The sequence below is a fragment of the Mesorhizobium sp. M0185 genome (assembly GCF_040322175.1).
In the GTDB taxonomy this organism is placed as follows: Bacteria; Pseudomonadota; Alphaproteobacteria; order Rhizobiales; family Rhizobiaceae; genus Mesorhizobium.
Genome location: NZ_JAMYSY010000001.1, coordinates 60907 through 81153 on the forward strand (window position 1 = coordinate 60907; position 20247 = coordinate 81153).

General features: G+C 62.3%; 18 protein-coding genes and 1 pseudogene. 12 read left to right on the plus strand and 7 right to left on the minus strand.

The genetic code is table 11. The annotated features are described in order from the left end of the window. Nucleotides 1-164 precede the first annotated feature (164 nt). The 5 genes and pseudogenes from NKJ20_RS00310 to NKJ20_RS00330 all read right to left on the minus strand — a co-directional run. The gene (locus NKJ20_RS00310; RefSeq protein WP_352741927.1) at nucleotides 165-1469 is read right to left on the minus strand and encodes an NAD(P)/FAD-dependent oxidoreductase; all 1305 of its coding nucleotides are present in this window, start codon (nucleotides 1467-1469) and stop codon (nucleotides 165-167) included. Next, nucleotides 1469-2854 (minus strand): glutamine synthetase family protein, encoded by a 1386-nt coding sequence (locus NKJ20_RS00315; protein WP_352741929.1) that lies wholly within the window; start codon nucleotides 2852-2854, stop codon nucleotides 1469-1471. The genes NKJ20_RS00310 and NKJ20_RS00315 overlap by 1 nt, the downstream gene beginning before the upstream one ends. Continuing rightward, complete coding sequence (locus NKJ20_RS00320; protein ID WP_352452939.1) at nucleotides 2847-4142, minus strand: glycosyltransferase; 1296 nt, start codon at nucleotides 4140-4142, stop codon at nucleotides 2847-2849. Before NKJ20_RS00320 ends, NKJ20_RS00315 begins: the two co-directional genes overlap by 8 nt. Nucleotides 4143-4147: 5 nt before the next feature. Next, nucleotides 4148-4870 carry a GntR family transcriptional regulator gene (locus NKJ20_RS00325; protein ID WP_352742232.1) on the minus strand — a complete coding sequence of 241 codons (723 nt, stop codon included), beginning with the start codon at nucleotides 4868-4870 and terminating at the stop codon, nucleotides 4148-4150. A gap of 63 nt (nucleotides 4871-4933) precedes the next feature. Further along, nucleotides 4934-5098, minus strand: a pseudogene (locus tag NKJ20_RS00330) (GntR family transcriptional regulator); the annotation flags it as partial. A gap of 219 nt (nucleotides 5099-5317) precedes the next feature. Between NKJ20_RS00330 and NKJ20_RS00335 the strand changes: the two are divergent. From NKJ20_RS00335 to NKJ20_RS00370, 8 genes are all read left to right on the plus strand, one after another. Further along, on the plus strand, nucleotides 5318-6382 hold the full coding sequence (locus NKJ20_RS00335; RefSeq protein WP_352741931.1) for a polyamine ABC transporter substrate-binding protein: 1065 nt from the start codon (nucleotides 5318-5320) through the stop codon (nucleotides 6380-6382). Nucleotides 6383-6488: 106 nt separating this feature from the next. Then, the gene (locus NKJ20_RS00340; protein WP_352742234.1) at nucleotides 6489-7331 is read left to right on the plus strand and encodes an ABC transporter permease; all 843 of its coding nucleotides are present in this window, start codon (nucleotides 6489-6491) and stop codon (nucleotides 7329-7331) included. After that, complete coding sequence (locus NKJ20_RS00345) at nucleotides 7324-8118, plus strand: ABC transporter permease (protein ID WP_352741933.1); 795 nt, start codon at nucleotides 7324-7326, stop codon at nucleotides 8116-8118. Before NKJ20_RS00340 ends, NKJ20_RS00345 begins: the two co-directional genes overlap by 8 nt. Next, nucleotides 8115-9188, plus strand: a complete 1074-nt coding sequence (locus NKJ20_RS00350) for an ABC transporter ATP-binding protein (RefSeq protein ID WP_352741935.1) — start codon at nucleotides 8115-8117, stop codon at nucleotides 9186-9188. The genes NKJ20_RS00345 and NKJ20_RS00350 overlap by 4 nt, the downstream gene beginning before the upstream one ends. Before the next feature lie 17 nt (nucleotides 9189-9205). Next, on the plus strand, nucleotides 9206-10480 hold the full coding sequence (locus NKJ20_RS00355; protein ID WP_352539292.1) for a glycosyltransferase: 1275 nt from the start codon (nucleotides 9206-9208) through the stop codon (nucleotides 10478-10480). Next, nucleotides 10477-10824 (plus strand): cupin domain-containing protein, encoded by a 348-nt coding sequence (locus NKJ20_RS00360; RefSeq protein WP_352539293.1) that lies wholly within the window; start codon nucleotides 10477-10479, stop codon nucleotides 10822-10824. The genes NKJ20_RS00355 and NKJ20_RS00360 overlap by 4 nt, the downstream gene beginning before the upstream one ends. Before the next feature lie 23 nt (nucleotides 10825-10847). Beyond that, on the plus strand, nucleotides 10848-11192 hold the full coding sequence (locus NKJ20_RS00365) for a cupin domain-containing protein (protein WP_352452935.1): 345 nt from the start codon (nucleotides 10848-10850) through the stop codon (nucleotides 11190-11192). 161 nt (nucleotides 11193-11353) lie between these two features. Next, nucleotides 11354-12862: an aldehyde dehydrogenase family protein gene (locus NKJ20_RS00370; protein ID WP_352741937.1), complete on the plus strand. Its 1509-nt coding sequence runs from the start codon at nucleotides 11354-11356 to the stop codon at nucleotides 12860-12862. 127 nt (nucleotides 12863-12989) lie between these two features. On the opposite strand, the gene NKJ20_RS00375 is transcribed toward NKJ20_RS00370, so the two are convergent. Further along, nucleotides 12990-14321, minus strand: coding sequence for a PQQ-dependent sugar dehydrogenase (locus tag NKJ20_RS00375; protein ID WP_352741939.1), 1332 nt, complete (start codon nucleotides 14319-14321; stop codon nucleotides 12990-12992). Nucleotides 14322-14719: 398 nt separating this feature from the next. On the opposite strand from NKJ20_RS00375, the gene NKJ20_RS00380 reads away from it, so the two are divergent. Continuing rightward, nucleotides 14720-15679 (plus strand): DMT family transporter, encoded by a 960-nt coding sequence (locus tag NKJ20_RS00380; RefSeq protein ID WP_031211408.1) that lies wholly within the window; start codon nucleotides 14720-14722, stop codon nucleotides 15677-15679. A 68-nt stretch (nucleotides 15680-15747) separates the two neighbouring features. Here the strand turns inward: NKJ20_RS00380 and NKJ20_RS00385 are convergent, their stop codons facing one another. Then, a complete protein-coding gene (locus NKJ20_RS00385; protein WP_352741941.1) occupies nucleotides 15748-16986 on the minus strand; it encodes an ROK family transcriptional regulator in 1239 nt (412 codons plus the stop codon). A gap of 101 nt (nucleotides 16987-17087) precedes the next feature. Here NKJ20_RS00385 and NKJ20_RS00390 point away from each other — a divergent pair, with 101 nt between their 5' ends. The 3 genes from NKJ20_RS00390 to NKJ20_RS00400 are packed head-to-tail and all read left to right on the plus strand — an operon-like array spanning nucleotide 17088 to nucleotide 20244. Next, nucleotides 17088-18353, plus strand: a complete 1266-nt coding sequence (locus NKJ20_RS00390; protein WP_023675509.1) for an ABC transporter substrate-binding protein — start codon at nucleotides 17088-17090, stop codon at nucleotides 18351-18353. Nucleotides 18354-18410: 57 nt separating this feature from the next. After that, nucleotides 18411-19349, plus strand: coding sequence for a carbohydrate ABC transporter permease (locus NKJ20_RS00395; protein ID WP_352466746.1), 939 nt, complete (start codon nucleotides 18411-18413; stop codon nucleotides 19347-19349). Then, a complete protein-coding gene (locus tag NKJ20_RS00400; protein WP_352741943.1) occupies nucleotides 19342-20244 on the plus strand; it encodes a carbohydrate ABC transporter permease in 903 nt (300 codons plus the stop codon). The genes NKJ20_RS00395 and NKJ20_RS00400 overlap by 8 nt, the downstream gene beginning before the upstream one ends. Nucleotides 20245-20247: the final 3 nt, after the last annotated feature.

Consider the following 20247-nt stretch of genomic DNA (forward strand, 5'->3'; position numbering starts at 1 on the left):
AGCAGGCAGGTCTATCGGCGCTCAGGCTTCGGGAGCAGGGCACGAACCGACTCGCGACCATTGCCTGCGGACCATATTCAAGCATCGATCAAGTCGGACGCCGCCGCGAAATCAGCCGTTAATCGCTTGGTGGCGGCGCTCGGCCTCATTGCGCATGCCTGCGCTCAATGTTTGATGCGGTCACGCATTGCGTACCAAAGCATGCCGAGCACATAGAGCGGGCCGCGCAGCGCCGTGCCGCCGGGGAACGGCAGCGGGCTTAGGGTCGAAAACAGATCGAGCCGCGAAGCATCACCGGTGAGCGCCTCAGCGAGCAGCTTGCCCGACAGCGTCGACAGGATCACCCCCTTGCCCGAATAGCCATGCGCAAAATAGACGTCGCCATAGCGACCGACATGCGGCAGGCGCGATGTCGTCACCGAGACCAGCCCGCCCCAGGCGTGATCGATGCGGCGGCCGCGCAATTGCGGAAAGGTGTTTTCCATGTGCGGCCGCACGAAGCCGGCAATGTCGGCGGGCGGCGACGGCGTATAGCGCTCGCCGCCGCCGAACAGCAGGCGTCCATCCGCCGATAGCCGGTAGTAATTGACGACGAAGCGCGTGTCGGAGACGGCCACATTGCTTGGGATGACGTCGCTCGTGTCGCCCAGCGGCTCGGTGGCGATGATGTAGTTGCCGACCGGCATGATGCGGCTGTTGACGCGCGGCTCAAGCCCGTGGAGCAGCGCATCGCCGGCCAGTACGACATGCCTGGCCCGGACCGAGCCTTTGGCCGTCGAAACCCGGGGGGAAGGTTCCCGCTCCAGCCGCAGCGCCACCGAATTCTCGTGGATGGTGACGTCCGCCGCAGCCGCGGCGCGAGCAAGACCGAGCGTGTAGTTCAGCGGATGCATATGGCCACCGAGCTTCTCGTACATCGCGCCGTGATAAGGTGTGTTCACCATTCCGCGCGCCTGCGCTGCCGACAGCATCTCGACATCATGAAAGTTCATCACCGTCGAAAGGCACTCGGCCTCTTCTTCGAGGTCGCGCAGGTCGGAACCGTTGACCGCACCGGCCAGATGGCCGGTGAGCCTGAGGTCGCAATCGATGGCATGGCGCTCGATCAGACCGAGCACGAGGGCCCGCGCCTCGAAGGCGAGATCGAACAGCGCCCTCCCCCGTTCCGGCCCATATAGCTTGACCAGCCCCTTGGCGCCCTTGCGCAGGCCGGGGATCATCTGGCCGCCATTGCGCCCCGATGCCCCCCAGCCGATCTTGCCGCCTTCGAGCAGCACCACCTTCAGGCCGCGTTCGGCTGCATGAAAGGCTGCGGAGAGGCCGGTACAGCCGCCGCCGACCACCACCAGATCGGCGTCGACGTCGCCCTGCAGCGCCGGATGGTCCGGAGCCGGATTGGCCGTCGCGACATAGTAGGATTTGCCGATATCCAGGCCGGAGTTGAAGCCCCCAGAATTGAAGCCCATCATCACACCTTGAGCAGCAGATGGTCGCGTTCCCAAGAGGTGACGACGCTCTGGAACAGGTCGAGCTCAACGCTCTTGACGCGCAAATAGGTCTGGAAGAATTCCTCGCCGAGCACCGCCCGAACCGGATCGCACGCAGCGAAGCGGTCGAGCGCCTCTTCCATGGTTTTGGGCAGCGTGCTCCTGCTGCGATAGGCATTGCCTGACGCTTCCGTCGAACGAGCGATCTTCTCCTCGACGCCGAGATAACCGCAAAGCAGCGAGCCGGCTATCGCCAGATAGGGATTGGCATCGGCGCCGGGCAGCCGATTTTCCACGCGCCGCGCGGTGCGCCCGCCGGCCGGCACACGCAGGCCGCAGGAGCGGTTGTCGTGCGACCACTCGATGTTGGCGGGTGCACTGTGGTTCGGCCGGATGCGGCGGAACGAATTCACGTTCGGCGCAAACAGCGGCATCACCTCGGGAATGTATTTCTGCAGGCCGCCGATGAAATGCCCGAACATCTCGGTGTCGGCGCCGTCACGCCCGGCAAACAGCGTGTTGCCCGCCTCGTCGACGACAGACATGTGGAGATGCATTGAGCTGCCGGCTTGTGCGGCTATCGGTTTGGCCATGAAGGTCGCCTGCATGCCACCTTCCTGCGCGGCCTGGCGCGTCATTCGCTTAAACAGCAATGCCTTGTCTGCCAGCGGTAGCGCGTCGCCATGCAGGAAATTGATCTCCAGTTGGGCCGTGCCCGATTCATGGATGAGCGTGTCGAGCGGCAGTCCGGCTGCCGCAGCATAGTCATAGAGGCGCCGGATCACCGGCTCGAATTGCTCCAGTGCCGCCATGTCATAGGGGTGCTGTACGCTTTCGGAGCGGCCATTGCGCCCGACCGGCGCCGTCACCGGCCTGTCGGGATCGGGATTGGGCGCGGTGAGATAAAATTCAAGCTCCGGCGCCACCACCGCCCGCCAGCCGCGCCGGCGATATAGATCGAGCACGGCCCGCAACACGTGCCGCGGCGAAGCCATCCACGGCCGGTCGTCCATGTGGAACGCATCGGCGAAGACATAGGCCTTGCCTGGCCCGCCACCGGGCGCCAGACAGATTGTTGCGACATCCGGCACCATCCGCATGTCGGGGTCCTGGTAGGCGAACCCCTCGTCGACGGAACCGGAATAGCGGCCGTCGATGCTGACCAGGAACGCGCTGCTCGGCAGATAGAGTGCTCGGTCCTCGATCGCCTTGAGGAACTTGGCCGCTGGCAGGGCCTTGCCGCGCAGCACGCCGTTCATGTCGGGCACCAGGCACTCGACCTCGCTGACAGCGTGAGCGGCCAACCAGTCTTTCGGGTCGTTGGTGCCGTTCATGGTCGAGGCATCCGTTGTTGTGGTGTCAAGCATCAGGTCGGGTCCTTGCGAGAGCGAGAATGGCTTCGGCAGCCACGTCCGTTCCGGGTGTCAGCGCCATATGCACTGCATTCTCCCGGAGGCGTGCGCGCATTGCAGCATCGGCCATCAGGCCGAGAATGCTTCGCTCCAATTCGTCTTCCGTCCAGCCATCGCGGCTGATGTGGCGCCCGACGCCGGTTTCCTCGGCACGTTGCGCATTGTCATGCCCGTCCCAGCAATAGGGCATGACCAGCGACGGCACACCGAAACGCAGTGCTTCGCAAAAGCTGTTGTTGCCGCCATGATGAATGAAGAGGTCGCATTTCGCCACGACCGAAGGCTGTGGAAACCAGGCATCGAGATAGACATTGTCCGGAACGGCGCGATAGCTGTCGCGCAGACCTCCGGCATTGACAATGAAGCGGGCCGGCAGCCTGTCGAAAACGGCGAGCATGCGCTGGATCAGGCCGACATCCATGGCGCCAAGACTACCGAAACTGACATAAACCAGCGGTCCGCCATTGCGCGGAAAGACCGGCACGTCGAACGGCCCTTCCGAGCGGACGCAGCCTTCGAGATAGACGAAGCTGGCAGGGTCGAGCGGCTCGGCGCGCTGCCTTCGCACAATCGTTGGGGTCAGCAGCAGATTGAGGGCGGGCGAAGGTTCCAGAAAAAGACCCGTTGGCAAGGGCGCAAGACCGGCGTCGGTCCGAAGCCGATTGAAGCGGTCATGGGCCGGAGCGACCGCTGCCAGGTAGCGCGCCTCGAACACCGCGCGGCTCGGGTCGTCGGCGGCGAGACCGGACAGATAGGGTGGCACATTGGCATCGGGAAGCTCGGTTTCGGCGCAGGAGACGACGCGCACCCACGGGCAACCGGCTGTCGCCAATGCCGGGAACATGACGACGTTGTCGAGCACCACGGCGTCCGGCTTCAGCCGCGCCAGCAATTGGCGCAGCGGCGCCTCGGCGTTGACCGCAGTGTCTACGATTGCTTGCCAGGTCGGGGCAACGTAGGTTTCGAGCTGATCGATGGGGCTCAGCCTGAAATGCGGCAGATGACGGCGCACGAAGGCCTGCCAGTAGCTCTGGCGTTCGCTGTCGGTCAACGGATCGTCAGTCGGCAACTGGTATTCCTGAAAGCCATAGTCGGCGAACACGCCAGAAAAGCCGGCATGGCAGATGAACACCGGACGGGCGCCACGAGCGCGCAGGGCCTGCGCTATGCCAACGCAATTCAGCGCAGCACCGAAGCTCGCTTCCGGAAACAGTGCGATGGTCGGGCTGCCTTTGCGCATGATCCTCGTTATTCCGGCCGGCTGATCATGCCGAACAGCGCGGGCGCCCCGCGACTGGCCGCCTGCGGTCGCTGGCTGCGGGAAAGCCGCAGATGGACCCGAAGCAGATCGGCTGCAACCTCGTACTGCTGGCTCTCCAGATGGTCGAGTATGGTCAGATGCTCGCGCAATGATTGCTTCAGCCGGAAGACATTGACGCCGGCATACGTTCCCGGCAGCCGGCGCAGCCTGAGATGATCGGCCAACGCCTCGGCGACGAAGCGGTTGGCGGAGCCACCGGCGATCATTCCATGAAAATCGATGTCCAGCCGTTGGAACTCTCTGGAATCGAATGCCGCGTCGGGCAGAGCCAGCAGCATTTCCATGCCCTGTCGCAAGGCTGCCGCGCGCGTCCCATCCAGCCGGAACCCAGGCACCAGAAGCGCGGCGGGTTCCAGCAACAGCCGGAATTCATAGCTCTCCCCTTGTGCGCCAGGATCGTCCGGCACTCTCCTGAAAAGCCAGGACTGCCCCGGCGCGCGGTCCAGAAGATTTTCCTCGGCCAGTTTCTTCAGCGATTTTAGTACCGTCCTGCGCTCGGCATTATACCGTCGCATCAGCGCGCCGACGGTGACCGTCTGGTCCAGCCGGCGCGCCGAGCGGTCTCGCAGGATCATGTCGGCAAGTTCATCCTCCTCGGCGCTCGGCAGGTCGGCGGCGACGGTCGCCTGGCTTGTGAGGTCTACGGCCAAGCGATAGCCGGACTCAGCCTCCCATTGAACTACGCCTTTTTCAGTGAGCAGACGCAGCGCGGCCCGCACCGGAGTTCGGGATACATTGCAGAGCGAAGCGATCTGCTGCTCTGGGAGATGAGCGCCGGGTTCAAAGCCGCGTTTCCGGGCCACATCGAGAATGCGCTGTGCAAGGTCGAGATGGTTGGTGCGGGGACGTCGGGCTGCAACTTGCATGGTAATTCTCATGAAGGACTGGCGGCGCAGGTTTGGCCGATTGCCCTTGCGGATGCGATCGGCCGGGATTCACCGTAGTTTGACAAATTATGGATTGACGTACTTTTTTCTGCAATAGTACTGTGAGATCAATCGGCAATAAAAAGACTGGGGAACAGGATCAAAGCGGCTACGGCTGCAAGCGCTGGTCCGACGACTAAGTTCGATGATCAACCAGAATGGGAGTCTGTCATGACCACCACCACCCTGCGGCACCGTCCGTTAAGGAAATCCTTGATCGCACTTGGCCTTGGCCTGGCGCTGTCAGCGCCGGCGGCTGCCTCCGACCTCGTTATATCCAACTGGGACGGCTACATGGCGCCGGATGCCATGAAAGCTTTCAAGGCGGCGACCGGTGTCTCCGGTGAAGTCGTGGTTCACGCCACTAACGAGGAGATCATGGGCAAGCTCGTCGCGTCCGGCGGCAAGGGCTATGACGTGGTCTTCGTCTCCTCGCCCTTCGCCGAAGTGCTGAACAAGCTCGGCCTGATCGAGGCGATCGACCATGCCAAGATCCCTAACCTCGCCAATCTCTACTCCGAGGCGGCGAAGCTGCCGCACGACGCCGGCAACAATTTTTCCGTGCCCTACACTTGGGGCACCACCGGCCTTTGCTACCGTTCGGATCTGGTGAAGGCGGAGCCGGTGAGCTGGAACGACCTTCTCGCCCCGTCCGATGCGCTCAAGGGCAAGACGACGATGCTGGCGACCGACCGCTGGCTGCTTGCCGCCGGCCAACTCGCCAAGGGCTATTCGGTGAACGAGACCGATCCGGCAAAGCTCGGCGAAGTCAAGGACCTGCTAATCTCGGCCAAGAAGACCTTGCTGGCCTATGACGACACGACCTTTTATTCAAAGCTGGTCTCAGGCGAGGCGCTGATGGTTCAGGCCTGGGATGGCTGGTGCAATTACGGGATCGCCGAGAATCCACAAATTAAGTACACCATACCGAAAGAAGGCTCGGATCTCTGGGTCGATACGATGGTCGTGATGAAGGCATCGGCCAACAAGGACGCCGCCTTCCAGTTCATCAACTTCATGCTGGGCGCCAAGAACCACGCCTGGGCGGCCCAGAACATCGACTACAAGGTACCGAACAAGCCGGCTATGGAAAGCCTGCCGGCGGATTTTCTCGCCAAATTTCCCAATATGAGCATGCCGGTGGCAGAGTTGGTCAAGTTCGAGCAGTTGCGCGATGTCGGCGATGCCCAACGCGACTACTCGAAGATCGTCAGCGAAATCAAGGCCGCGCAATAACCGACATCAAAATCAGAGATCCCGGTCGACGGCGGGGCTTTTCGCCGCGACCGTTGAATGCGGTACCGCAATCTTGTCCCAAACAAGACTTCGCTCATCCTTGCTGATGACGCCGGCGCTGGCCTGGCTCACCGCCTTGATGGTCGTGCCATGCGCGCTGGTGCTGGCGCTCGCCTTCTTCCGGCGCGGCATCTATGGCGGCATCGATTACACTTTCACGCTGGAGAATTTCGGGCTGGTGTTCGACCCGCTCTATGCCGGCATCTTCCTCAATTCGGCGCGCATTGCCGGCACGGCAACCCTGGTCGCGGTGGTGATCGGTTATGCCGCCGCCTATGCGATCGCGGCAGCACCCCGGCAACTGCAGCCGGTGTTTCTGTTCTTTGCCGTCTTGCCCTTCTGGTCCAACTACCTGATCCGTACCTATGCCTGGATCGTGCTGCTCAACCGCGAAGGGCTGATTACACAACTGCTGCGCTGGTTCGGCTACACCGGCGAGCCGCCGTCGATGCTTTATACCGAAGGCGCCGTCATCGCCGGTCTGGTGTACAACTATCTGCCCTTCGTCATCCTGGCCTGCTACGCGCCGCTGTCGCGGCTCAATCCGGAGCTCGCAGAGGCCTCGCGCGATCTCGGCGCGTCGGCCGTGACCACATTTCGCCGGGTCATCCTGCCACTGACCGTGCCGGGTATCGCCGCCGGTGCTGTTTTCGTCTTCGTGCTGTCGATCGGCAATTTCGTGACCCCTGCTCTGCTCGGCGGTGGGCGCTTCCAGATGATCGGCAATGTCGTCTACGAGCAGTTCCTGACCGCCAATGACTGGCCCTTCGGTGCGGCACTGGCAATGGTGCTGATCGCCATCATGCTGCTGGTGCTGACGGCGCAGGCCCTGGCTGCTGATCGCGCCTCGGGCCGTACCGCGGAAGCGAGAGGAGGCGCCGATGGCTGAGCGCTCCCTCGCCACGAGGCGCGCGCTCTGGCTCGTGCTTTCACTGGTCCTGGCCTTCCTCTACATCCCGATCGCCGTGCTGGTGGCGCTGTCGTTCAACCAAGGCGGGCTCCCGACCGTCTGGTCGGGCTTTTCGCTGAAATGGTATGTCTTGCTAATCGGAAACGCCGCAATCCTTTCTGCCGCGCTCAACACACTGATCGTGGCACTTGTCTCGACCGCCATCGCCACGCTGCTCGGCACGCTGCTGGCGATCGGCGTCGAAATACGCCGGCAATACGGCAAAGGTCTCGAGGCGCTGATCTTTGCGCCGATGATCATTCCCGACATCGTGCTGGCGATCGCGCTGCTCAGCTTCTTCTCGATGCTTGATCTCACCTTGGGCCTGCACACCATCATCCTCGCCCATGTCGTCTTCAATCTCGCCTTCGTCTGCTCCGTGGTGCGCGCTCGGCTGAAAAGCTTCGACTGGTCGATCGTCGAGGCCTCTGCCGATCTCGGTGCTTCCGCGCTCACGACATTTCGGCGGGTGACGTTGCCGGTGATCCTGCCTGCCGTCGGCGCCGGCGCGCTGCTCGCCTTCACCCTTTCGGTCGACGAATTCATCATCGCCTTCTTCACCGCCGGCGCCGGCCGCGCCTCGACCACGCTGCCGATGCAGATCTATTCGATGATTCGCTTCGGCATCACGCCGGAGATCAATGCATTGGCGACTATCGTCATGGCGGTCTCAATCACCGCGCTGACCCTGTCGCAGCGGCTCAACCGTGGAGTGATCGGCCAATGAACGAGCCCCGCACGCTGCTGGCGATCGACAACGTGTCGAAGAAGTTCGGCCGGGTGACGGCGGTCGACGGCATTTCGCTGGATATCCGCGAGAACGAGTTCTTCGCCTTGCTTGGACCTTCGGGCTGCGGCAAGACAACGCTGCTGCGCATGTTGGCCGGCTTTGAGACGCCCAATGACGGGCGCATCCTGCTCGACGGCCGTGACATCGCCAGGACCCCGCCCAATAAGCGGCCGGTCAATCTGATGTTCCAGTCCTATGCGCTGTTTCCGCATATGAGCGTCAGGGCGAATGTTTCCTACGGCCTCGAAATGGAACGCTTGCCTGCAAAGGAAATCCGCTCCCGTGTCGACGCCATTTTGGCGACGACCGAACTCGTTGCCTTCGCCGACCGCAAGCCGGAGCAATTGTCTGGCGGGCAGAAGCAGCGCGTCGCGCTTGCCCGAGCGCTGGTCAAGCGACCACGGCTGCTTCTGCTCGACGAACCGCTTGGTGCACTCGACAAGAAATTGCGCGGGGCCATGCAACTGGAGCTGAAGCGGCTGCAGCACGAGGTCGGCATCACCTTCGTCATCGTCACCCATGATCAGGAGGAATCGCTCGTCATGGCCGACCGTATGGCAGTGCTCAGGGACGGCAAGCTGCTGCAATGCGATACACCCCATGCGGTCTACGAGCACCCGGGGGACCGTTTCGTCGCCGACTTCATCGGCGTCATGAATTTCGTACCGGGCAAAGCCGCCGGCGACGGCGTGCTGGCAAGCAACGGCGTGCGGATCGCCGGCGATGTTCCCGCAACAATTTCGCCCGGCGCTGCGGCGCTAGCTTCAGTGCGGCCCGAACGCATCCGGCTGTTCCCATCGGCAGAAACGGCCAACCGTATCTTCGGCGCGGTCGAGGCGCTGGCCTATCAGGGACTCGATCTGCAGCTGCACGTCCGCACCGCCCTGTCGCCAAAGCCGTTCCTGGTGCGCGTCACCGCCGACGCCGCCGACCGCCGCCCGGTCTCGTCGGGCGATACAGTCGAGCTCGGCTGGGATGCGGCTGACGTCAGAATTTTCGCAGATTGATCGAAGGAGAACCTCTCATGACGCAGAAGACGATCGCGTTCTTTCCGGAGGCCGCCTATGGCCCCGCGCTCAATTCCGTCGGCATAGCCCAGGCGATCGAGGCGCGCGGCCACAGAGCGGTGTTCCTGTCGGACCCCGGTTTCGTCGACGTCTACAAGGGCTACGGCTTCGAGGCTCATCCGGTGAACCTGTCCGAGCCGATGCCGCCGGAACAGATGGCCAAGTTCTGGGAAGACTTCATCAACGGCCACATCCCGAACTTCCGCAAATCGCCCTACGACCAGGTCGACAATTACGTGAAGGATTGCTGGACGGCGATCGTCGACAGCGCCAAATGGGCTGAGAAGGATCTGCCTGGCGTGCTTGCGACGATCAAGCCTGATGTCATCTGCGTCGACAACGTCATCCTGTTCCCGGCAATCAAGCAGTATGGCAAGCCCTGGGTGCGCGTCATCTCCTGCTCGGAAAACGAGATCGAGGACGAGGACATCCCGCCACATCTGTCCGGCTGCGGCGAGAACGACCACGCCTGCCATCGGCGTTACCGCGACCATTTCAACGCCGTCATCAAGCCGATCCATGACAACTTCAATGCGTTTTTGAAAGCGAACAACGAAGCGCCGTATCCGATCGGCCAGTTTTTCGAGGCCTCGCCGTACCTCAATCTGCTGCTTTATCCCGAGGCGGCGAAGTTCATGCGCCGCTATCCGCTCGACCCGGCAAAATTCCAATATCTGGAAGGCTGCGTGCGGCAGGAGAAGCCCTACACCGTGCCGGTTTTTGCGAAGAATAATGACGGGCCGCTGCTCTATGTTTCCTTCGGCAGCCTTGGCGCCGGCGATGTCGATCTGCTGAAGCGCATCGTCGCAACGTTGGGCAAGACGCGCTACCGGGCGCTGGTCAATGTCGGCGGCTACAAGGAGCAGTACGCGCAAGTGCCCGAAAACGTCATCGTCGAGAGCTGGTTCCCGCAGCCCTCGGTCATCCCGCAGGTCGATGCGGTGATCCATCATGGCGGCAACAACTCGTTCACGGAGTGCCTGTATTTCGGCAAGCCGGCGATCATCATGCCCTACGTCTGGGACGGCCACGACAATGCGACGCGGGTCGAGGAGACCGGCCACGGCTTCGGCATGCCGCGCTACGACTGGAGCGACGCCGAGCTCATCGCCAGGATCGAAACCTGCCTGACCGACCCGGCAATCAAGGCCAAGCTGGCCAAGACGTCGGCCCAGATGCAGTCGCAGAACGGCCCGGAGAAAGCGGCTGCTTTGCTGGAGAAATTGCTGTGATCTCAGCCCCACACCTCCAGCAAGCCTCGACCCGCACCGACCTCGTCGACTGGGGCACCCAGCCCGACGCGCTGGAAGGCGCTTCGCACTCCACCGGCAGGCTGGTGCACAAGGGGCCGAACAACCAGCCGGAATCCGGCATCTGGGTCTGCACACCCGGTCGCTGGCGGCTGGCGATTCCGCGCGACGAATTGTGCCATTTCGTTGCCGGCCGCGCGACCTACAGATCGGACGACGGCGAGGTGATCGAGGTATCCGCCGCCACGGTTGTCATGTTCCCGGCCGGTTGGACCGGCGAATGCACCGTCCACGAGACCATCCGCAACGTTTACATGCTGGCCTAAAGCCGGCCACTGGAGCTCCCGACATGCCGACACCGATCATGAAATCGCCGCTCGCCCTCACCGACCTGGTCGACTGGGGCGTCATCCCCACCCTGATCGAGGGCGAATCCCGCACTTCCGGCAAGCTGCTGCACAAGGGGCCGGAGGGCCGCTCCGAATGCGGACTGTGGGTCTGCACGCCGGGCAAATGGCGCTGCCACGTCACCCGCGACGAGTTCTGCCATTTCCTCGAGGGACGCTGCACCTATGTCCACGAATCCGGCGAGGTGATCGAGATCGAACCGGACACCGCAGCGTTCTTTCCGCAGGACTGGAAGGGCGTCTGCACCGTCCACGAGACCATCAAGAAAGTTTACATGATCCGCTGAACCTTCTCGATAATTCTACCCTACCGGACACCTGACGCCGTTTTCTCCGCTTCCGATGCTCACGGACTTTAATGTCCGCTCCGCTTCGGTTCTCGAAAACCACGCCGCCTGTCTCGGCAGGGTGAATTCTCAAAAAGTTTCCGTGCACACGGGAGGACAGAATGGACTTTTCACCTGACCGGCCGACCTTCTTCGTCAATCCGGATTATCGGCCAATGACCGGTGCGGCAAAACCGGTGATCGATCCGGCGACGCTCGAAACCGTCGGCGCGATCACCGCAGCCAGCAACGGCGAGATCGACGCCGTGCTCACCGCAGCGACCAAGGCGCAAACGGCCTGGAAAAAGCTCGACGCCAAGAGCCGTGCCCGGCATCTGCACGCCGTCGCGAACGCCATCGAAGCGGCCGACTTCACGCGCTGCGCCGAGCTGATGGTGCACGAGATGGGCAAACCCTATCCGGAGGCGATCGGCGAGATCGCCAATTGCGCGCCGATCTTCCGCTATTACGCCGAAATGGCGCGTGACGACGCCGGCAAGATCGCCGGCACGACGCAGGCCGGTTCGTTCCAGTATGCCCGCTACGAGCCCTACGGCACGTCGGTGCACATCATGCCTTACAATTTTCCGATCCTGTTGATGTGCTGGACCGTCGCCGCCTCGCTTGCCGCCGGCAATGCCTGCGTGATCAAGCCCGCCGAAGCGACAACATTGTCGACGCTGGATTATATAACCGTGTTTCGCTCCCTGCCGGAGGGCCTGGTTTCCTGCATGCCAGGCGGAGCAGCAACGGCGCAGGCGCTGATCGCCTCGGACCGCACGCATGCGGTTGCTTTCACCGGTTCGGTCGCCGCCGGCAAGGCTGTCGCCGTCGCATGTGCAGAGCGCATGAAGCCTTGCGTCATCGAGGCCGGCGGCAGCGATCCCCTGATCATCAGCCAACACGCCCCACTGGACGTGGCGGCTGCCGGCAGCGTCACGGCTGCCTTCCATCTCACTGGCCAGGTCTGCACTTCGGCCGAACGGTTCTTCGTGGTTGATGCCGTTCACGACCGCTTCGTCGATCTGTTTGCCGAGAAAACGCGCGCGCTGCGTATCGGCAACGGCCTCGACAAAACCGAGATCGGACCGCTGGTCAGCGAGGCCGCGCGTGCGAAGGTCATCCGGCTGGTCGACGATGCGATCCGCAGCGGTGCCAAAGCGATCACCGGCGGACGCATTCCGCCGGCACATAATGTAGGCTGGTTCTACGAGCCGACCATCCTGACCGGCATCACCGCCGATATGGCAATCGTGCGCGAAGAGTGTTTCGGGCCGGTCGCCGCAATCTGCCGGGTCAAGGATTTCAACGAGGCGATAGAGCTTGCCAACGACAGCCCCTTCGGTCTCGGCGCCTCGGTCTTCACCACCGATCTTGCCGAAGCGCATGAGGCCGCGGAGCGGCTCGAGGCCGGCATGGTCTGGGTCAACAATCCGCTGATAGACAATGACGCGTTGCCGTTCGGGGGCTGGAAGGCTTCGGGCCTCGGCCGCGAGCTCGGCCGCCAGGGTCTGGATGCATTCCGCCGCTCGAAGATGGTCATCATCGACCACAGACCGGAGATTCAGGGCTGGTGGTATCCCTATCCTGACAGCTGGTTCCGCGAGGCAGGCGGGCGCAAGCATGTTTGACACGACTATCTTCGGGCGTGCTGCTAGCTAATTGTTTAGGATATCCGTCTCCGCCGAATGCAGCCATATCGGGCGTGGCGCTGTAGCCGAAGGCTGGTGAGATCGGAATCAGAAAGGCCACCTGCGCTCAACGGCCGTTCGCCCGGCGGACCCGCCAGATGACATTACCGACGTCGTCGGCGACGAGCAGTGCGCCAGTCTGATCGATAGCGACGCCGACCGGACGGCCCATCGCCTCGCCATTCCGCCCGATGAAGCCGGTGAGCACATCCTTCGGGAGACCGCTCGGTTTGCCCCCACGGAACGGCACGAAGATGACCTTGTAACCGCTGCGCACACTCCTGTTCCACGAGCCGTGCTGGCCGACGAAGGCGCCGTTGCCGTAGGCCGGACCGAGTTGCGCGCCTTTGGAGAAGGTCAGTCCCAGCGAGGCGGTATGAGAGCCCAGGGCGTAATCGGGCTTGATCGCTGCCGCCACGAGATCGGGGCGCTGCGGCTTGACGCGTTCGTCGACGTTCTGTCCGTAGTAGCTGTAGGGCCAACCGTAGAAAGCGCCGTCACGAACCGAGGTCATGTAATCCGGCACAAGGTCGTCGCCGATCTCGTCACGCTCGTTCACGGCGACCCAAAGCTGGCCAGTCTCAGGATTCCAGGAGAGCCCGTTCGGGTTGCGCAGGCCCGAGGCGAAGACCCGAGTGCGGCGGGTAGACCGATCCACTTCAAGGACAGCGGCGCGGTTCTTCTCGGCGGCTATGCCGTTTTCTCCAACGTTGCTGTTGGAACCAACGGTGACATAGAGCTTGCGTCCATCCGGAGTTGCGATCACGTCCTTGGTCCAATGATGGTTGAGGTCCCCGGCCGGCAAGTCGATGATCTTTTCCGGCGACGTGCTGACTCGGGTCTGGCCATTGGAGTAGGGGAAAGCGACGAGCGCGTCGGTATTCGCGACAAAGAGTTTGCCTTTGGACAGCGTCATGCCGAAGGGCGAATTGAGGCCTTCCGCGAACGTCGTGCGCACATCCGCAATGCCGTCGCCATCGGTGTCGCGCAGGAGCGTGATGCGGTTGGCGCTTTTGGTCGCGGCGCCAGCCCGCTTCATAGCCAGGTCCATGAAGACCTTTCTAAGACTGAAGCCTTCGTCATGCTTGGCAGGGGCATTGGTTTCAGCAACCAGCACGTCGCCGTTCGGAAGCACATGTAGCCAGCGCGGATGGTCGAGGCCGGTGGCGAAGGCGTTCACTGTCAGCCCCTTCGCCGGGGTCGGCATACCTTCTTTCTGCCAGCCTTTCGCCTCGGCGATGTTAACAGTCGGGATCAGCGTCGGTCTTGGTTTCGGTAATGTGGGGTTGGGGCCATAGCCGGATATTGCCCCGGTTTTTTGCGCCGGAATGCCAGCGCAGCTTGCCATGACGGTGCCCAACACCGCTACGAGTACGCTTCCTGGGAAGCCGGCATGCATCGGACGTCCTCCGCATGGATTTGTGTCGCGCTCTTTGTGCAAACGGAAGTCAGTGGCTTATTCTTCCAATTGCTTCGAAACAGCGGCGCTCGTAATCCGAGGGCCAGGAATTCGCGACAGATCTGCGCTCGGTAGAAATATGGCGCGAGAAGATTGTGGCAACCGCGCGAATATCTGTCGCGCAATATAAATCTCACATTTGTATCGCGCGAAATCGGTACGGCTTGCGCTTTTCGGTATCGAGTTGCTCATGGGCCAACATGCGTTCGAATGGAAGGAGACCGTGAACGGCGGGACCCACAACGACCCACCGATTGCACCAGCTGGTGAAACAGCTGTTGTTGCTGCTTAGCAAGACGCCGCAAATCTGCTAAAGTCTGCGGTGGGAGGAGACGGATATCCAATCGCTGCCGATAGCACATCCAAGTGTAGCGAAGGCGACACCCGGCGCATCACTTCCGCTCGCCTATTCCCTCGCGACGCTCTGCTGGCTCCTGTCGGCCGGCGTCTATATCGCCGCCAAGTGGGTTGCCCCCGAGATGCCGCCTTGGGCGCTCTGCTTCTGGCGGCTGACGCTCGCGTGCGCGATCCTGCTGCCTATCGTCCATCGTCATCACGGGGCGATGCTCGTGCTGATCCAATCCCGGGTGATCGAGGTGCTGGTCATCGGCACTATCGGGCTAACCTTGTGTCAGGGCATGATCTACACGGGCCTCAACTACACCAACGCGACAACCGCCGGCATCATCATGGCGCTGTCGCCGATCATGACTATGGTGCTTGCCCGCTTCGTGCTCGGCGAGCCCCTCGGTATCTGGAAAGCGCTTGGAGCGCTGGTCGCTCTGGCCGGGATGGTGGTGATCGTGGCGCGCGGCGACCTTGCCGCGCTGATGCAGCTGCAGTTCAATCCCGGCGAGTTGTGGATCGTCGGCAGCGCGTTTTGTTGGGGCCTCTACACCGTGCTGCTGCGTCGCGCCAAATTCGCTATCGAGCTTCTGCCGATGGTGGTCCTGCTGCTGGGAGCCGGCGCGCTGGCCGCACTGCCCTTCTATCTCTGGGAACTGTTTTCCGGGGATCGTTCGGCGCTGCATGCGAACGGCCTTCTGGCTCTCGCCTATGTTGCCGGCCCCGGCGGCGCTCTGATGTACTATCTCTACAACCGTAGCGTCGAGACACTTGGTGCGGGGCGCGCCAGCATGCTGCTCTATCTCCAGACCGCCTTCGTCGCCGTTCTCGCTTATCTGGTCCTTGGCGAAAGCTTGCACGACTACGATCTCGCCGGCGCCGCCTTCATCATCGCCGGCCTGCTGCTCGCCACCGCGATCAAGCCGAGGCAGCGCACGGTGCGTGTCGCGTAGGCAAACATCAGTTCCGCTGCTTCGGCGAGCAGCTCGCAAAATCAGAGCGCCACCCGAAGCAAGCCGGGTCACTGAAGCCGGCTGTTGTGGCGCAGCACGAGGCCGACCGCGCCGAGCAATGCGTCGTTCTCCGTGTGCTTGCCAACGATTATCCGCGTGCGCAGCGCAGGCGCCACATCGCGGGACTTGATGAGCGTGTGGCGTTCATATGATGCGATCAGTGGCGCCAGGAGAATGTCGCCCGCCAGGGCCATGCGGCCGCTGATGATGATGAGCGGCGGATTGAGAACCGAACCGATCAGGCCAAGGCCACGGCCGGCGAACTCGGCGGTGTCCTCGATCATCCGCAGCGCCCTCACGTCGCCCTCCTCGGCCATCATGATCACGTCGTCCATCGTGACCGGCCGCCGCACGATGCGCGAAATCTGCTCGAGCGGTCCGGCAAAGCTGGCATAGAGCTCCAGGCATCCTCGATTGCCGCACCGGCAAAGGTCGCCGCCGGGATCGATGCTGATGTGCCCGAATTCGCCGGCGCCGCCGGCGATGCCGCTCACCAGCCGACCGTGCTGGACAATGGCCCCGCCGACGCCCAGATCGACCTTGAACAGCACGAAATCGTCCTGGCCGACGGCCGCACCCCACATCAGCTCGGCAATGGCCGAGCAGTTGCTCTCATTGTCGGCGAAGATCGGCTGTTCAAGGACCGGCCCGAACACATCGCGGATGTTGACCCCGGCCCAGGTCGGAACGATACTCGCGCGCAGCACCACTCCTTCGCGGCTGACTGGGCCCGAGACGGAGACCCCAACCCCCAGGAGCCCCGCCATCGGCAGACCGTTCTCTTCGTAGCATCGGGCAATTACTGACTTGGCGAGCTGGGCCGCCTGTTGCGGCTGGTAGTCCAGACCCATGGGGATAGTTTGTTCGGCAACGAAAGAATGCGAGACGTCAGCGACGACACACCGCATCTCGTCGAGGCCCAGATGGATGCCGACGCAGGTGCCCGCAGCGGGATTGAGCGTCAATGTCGTGGCAGGCCTGCCGATACCCCTGGCCGCGTCATGATGGGCCGAGGATTCGATCACCATCCCTGACTTTCTCAAGCCGTTGAGCGCGGTTGAAACCGTCGACCGCGCCAAACCGGTAATGCGGGTAATTTGCGACGCAGAAAGCACGCCGCGCTCGCGCAGGCATCGGACGATCAGGCTCTCCGGCGACGCCGACGGCCTGTCGATCAGCCAATTTCTAAGCGAAGGTTTGTTCATGATGAGCACAAAGCACGTTGACTGATAGCCCAAATATGTCATCTTGGAAAGAACGGAGATTACTGCATCTCGCCGGCCACGACCTCAAATCGCGGGCCACAAGCGGTCGATACGAACCGTGCATCACATATGGGAGTGAAACGATGAAATACCTGAGGACGGCCTTTGCGGCCGCTACCGCCTTCACCTTGATTACCGGAACAGCCCTCGCGGAGCCGAAGACCAACCTCTTGCATCAATGGGCCACCGGATCGGACGCCCAGGCTATCGCCAAGCTCGGCGAGATGTTTACCGCCAAGGGTGGCACCTGGCAGCAGACCTCCATCGCAGGCCATACGGCCAATACATTGGCCAAACTGCGTGCTGATGTGATCGCCGGCAACGCACCTCCCGCTGTGCAGCTAAAGGGCCCCGAGATCGCCGAATGGAACGAGACGGGCATGACAGCCAATCTCGACGACCTGGCGAAGGCGGAAAATTGGGAGAAAGTCGTCGCTCCCGAATTGCTGCCGGTGATGAAGCCGACCGGGAATTGGGTGGCCGCGCCGATGAACATCCACCGCATCAACTGGCTGTGGGCATCGCCGAAGGTCATGAAGGACGCGGGCGTCACCGAGATGCCGAAGACATGGGCGGAATTCAACGCCGCCTGCGACAAGATCGTGGCCAGCGGCAAGATCTGCATTTCGCACTCGACCGCCGACTGGACCGACTCGACCGTCTTCGAAGTGGTCGTGTACGGTCAGGACCTCGATCTCTACAAGAAAGCTTTCGTCGAGGGCGACGTCGATGCCATGCGCAGCGACGGCATGGTCAAGGCCTTCGAGCAGTTTCGCACCATGACCTCGAAGTACATGGACCCCGGCATGAACGGGCGTGACTGGGATACCATGTCGCATCTCGTCGGCCGCGGCGAGGCCGCCTTCCACATCATGGGCGACTGGACGATCGGCCTGCTGACGGCCGGCGGCTTCAAGGAGGGCACCGACTATGTCTGCGCTCAGGCGCCGACCGATTGGGGCAAGCCCGGTTTCATCTTGAATTCAGACTCGGTCGTGTTCTTCAAGCAGAAGGACCCGGACTATATCGAGGGACAGAAGCTGCTTGCCAGCATCATCCTGTCGCCCGAATTCCAGACCATTTTCAATCAGACCAAAGGGTCCATTCCGGCCCGCCTCGACGTCGATCTTTCGAACGGCTTCAATCCCTGCCAGCAACTCTCGCAAAAGGATCTGCAAGCCTCGATCGCCGCCGGCACGCTCGTCCGTTCGATGGCGCACAACATGACGGTTCCGCAAAAGGTCCGCGGCGCAATAATGGATAGCATCACGGAGTTTGTAGCAACGCCGGATATGAGTGCGCAGGACGCGGCCAATGCGATGGCGGATGCGGCCGAAGCGCAGAAGTGACGCTGCCGATGATGGCCGGGGGCGAAGCTCCCGGCCAGACCTCGCCGGAGCAGCCCGATGTCCACCCATGATCTGATTGTACCAGCCGCAGCTGCCGCGGCCCGTCCGTGGCGCGAGCGCCTTGGCACGATGGTGCCCATTCTGGTGCTGGCGCCGTCGATAGCGGCGAGTTTCATCTATGTTTTCGTCTTCACGCTCTGGACGCTCTACATCTCGCTGTCCAATTCGTCGCTGTTGCCGACCTATGGGTTCGTCGGCCTGGACAATTACGCTTCGCTCTGGGCAAACCGGCGCTGGAACATCGCCTATACCAATCTCTTCCTGTTCAGCGGCTTCTATATCGTTGGCTCGATGGCCGTTGGCCTGCTGCTCGCGATCGCGATCGACCAGCGCGTCCGCGGCGAGGCGGTTTGGCGCACCATCTTTCTCTACCCGTTGGCGGTGTCCTTCATCGTCACCGGTACGGTGTGGAGTTGGCTCTATAATCCTGTCGACGGTATCCAGGCCTTCGTTCGCGGGCTCGGCTGGACCGACTTCAGCTTCGCCCTGACGGCCAACCGCAACACTGCGATCTATGCGGTGATCATAACCGGTATCTGGCAGTCGTCCGGCTTCGCAATGGCACTTTTCCTGGCCGGTCTGCGGTCGGTCGATCCGGATCTCGTCAAGGCCGCGCAAATCGACGGCGCGTCGGTTTTCCGGACCTATCGCAGGGTCATCCTGCCAACCATCGCCCCGATATTCCTGGCGGTGGCGGTCATTCAGATACAATTCGCCATCAAGACCTTCGACCTGGTGGCGGCGTTGACGCGAGGCGGCCCAGGTGTGTCCACCACCTTCCCCGCCATCTATGTCTACGACCTGATGTTCCAGCGCGGCCAAATCGGCGAAGGTGCCGCCGCGGCGATGATGATGCTCGCTGCGGTCGCGGTGGTGCTGGTGCCGTATTCCTTGTGGATCGTCTGGCGCCGGCGAGCGGAGGGCCGCAATGGCTGAAATTGCGCCTAATGCCCGTTTTGATCCGGAAGAAGCCGCTGCCACGCGCCGGCATTTCTGGAGCCGCTTCCTTGTCTATGCCGTGCTGACGCTTTTCGCGGTCGTTTATCTCGTGCCGTTGCTGGTGGTGATCTTCAACTCATTGCGCGAGCAGTCGGAGATTGCCCGCAACGGCCTCATCTCCGTACCGCGCAGCTTCCGGTTCGATGCGTGGGCGCAGGCCTGGGGATCCTACTGCGTCAGCGGTACCTGCGAGGGAATGAAGCGCAATTTCTTCAACTCCCTGGCCATGACGATCCCCGCCACCATCATCTCGACCATTCTCGGCGCCATGAACGGCTACATCCTCTCCAAATGGCGCTTCAGGGGCTCTGAACTGATCTTCAATCTGATGCTGCTCGGCGTATTCATGCCCGGCCAGATTTCGCTGATGCCGTGGGCGTTCCTGCTCGGCAAGCTCGGCCTGACCAATTCCACATATGGGCTGGTGCTGATCCACATCGTCCAGGGCATCTCGTTCACCACCCTGTTCTGCCGCAATTTCTACGTCAGCATACCGGACGACCTGATCAAGGCGGCACGCATCGACGGCGCCGGCTTCTGGCGGATCTTCCGCAAGATCATCCTGCCCCTGTCGCCGCCCATCCTAATCGTCACCGTCATCTGGCAGTTCACCGGCATCTGGAACGAGTATCTGTTCGGCGTCGTCTTCACATCGGGCCAGCAGCAGCCGATCACAGCGGCACTGGTCGCGCTCACGGCCGGCGGCACGACCGCACGCGCTTACGATGTGATGAGCGCAGCCGTGCTGATCGGCGCGTTGCCTCCGCTGCTGATCTATCTGTTTGGTGGAAAATACTTCGTGCGCGGCCTCACCCAGGGCGCCATAAAATGAGGC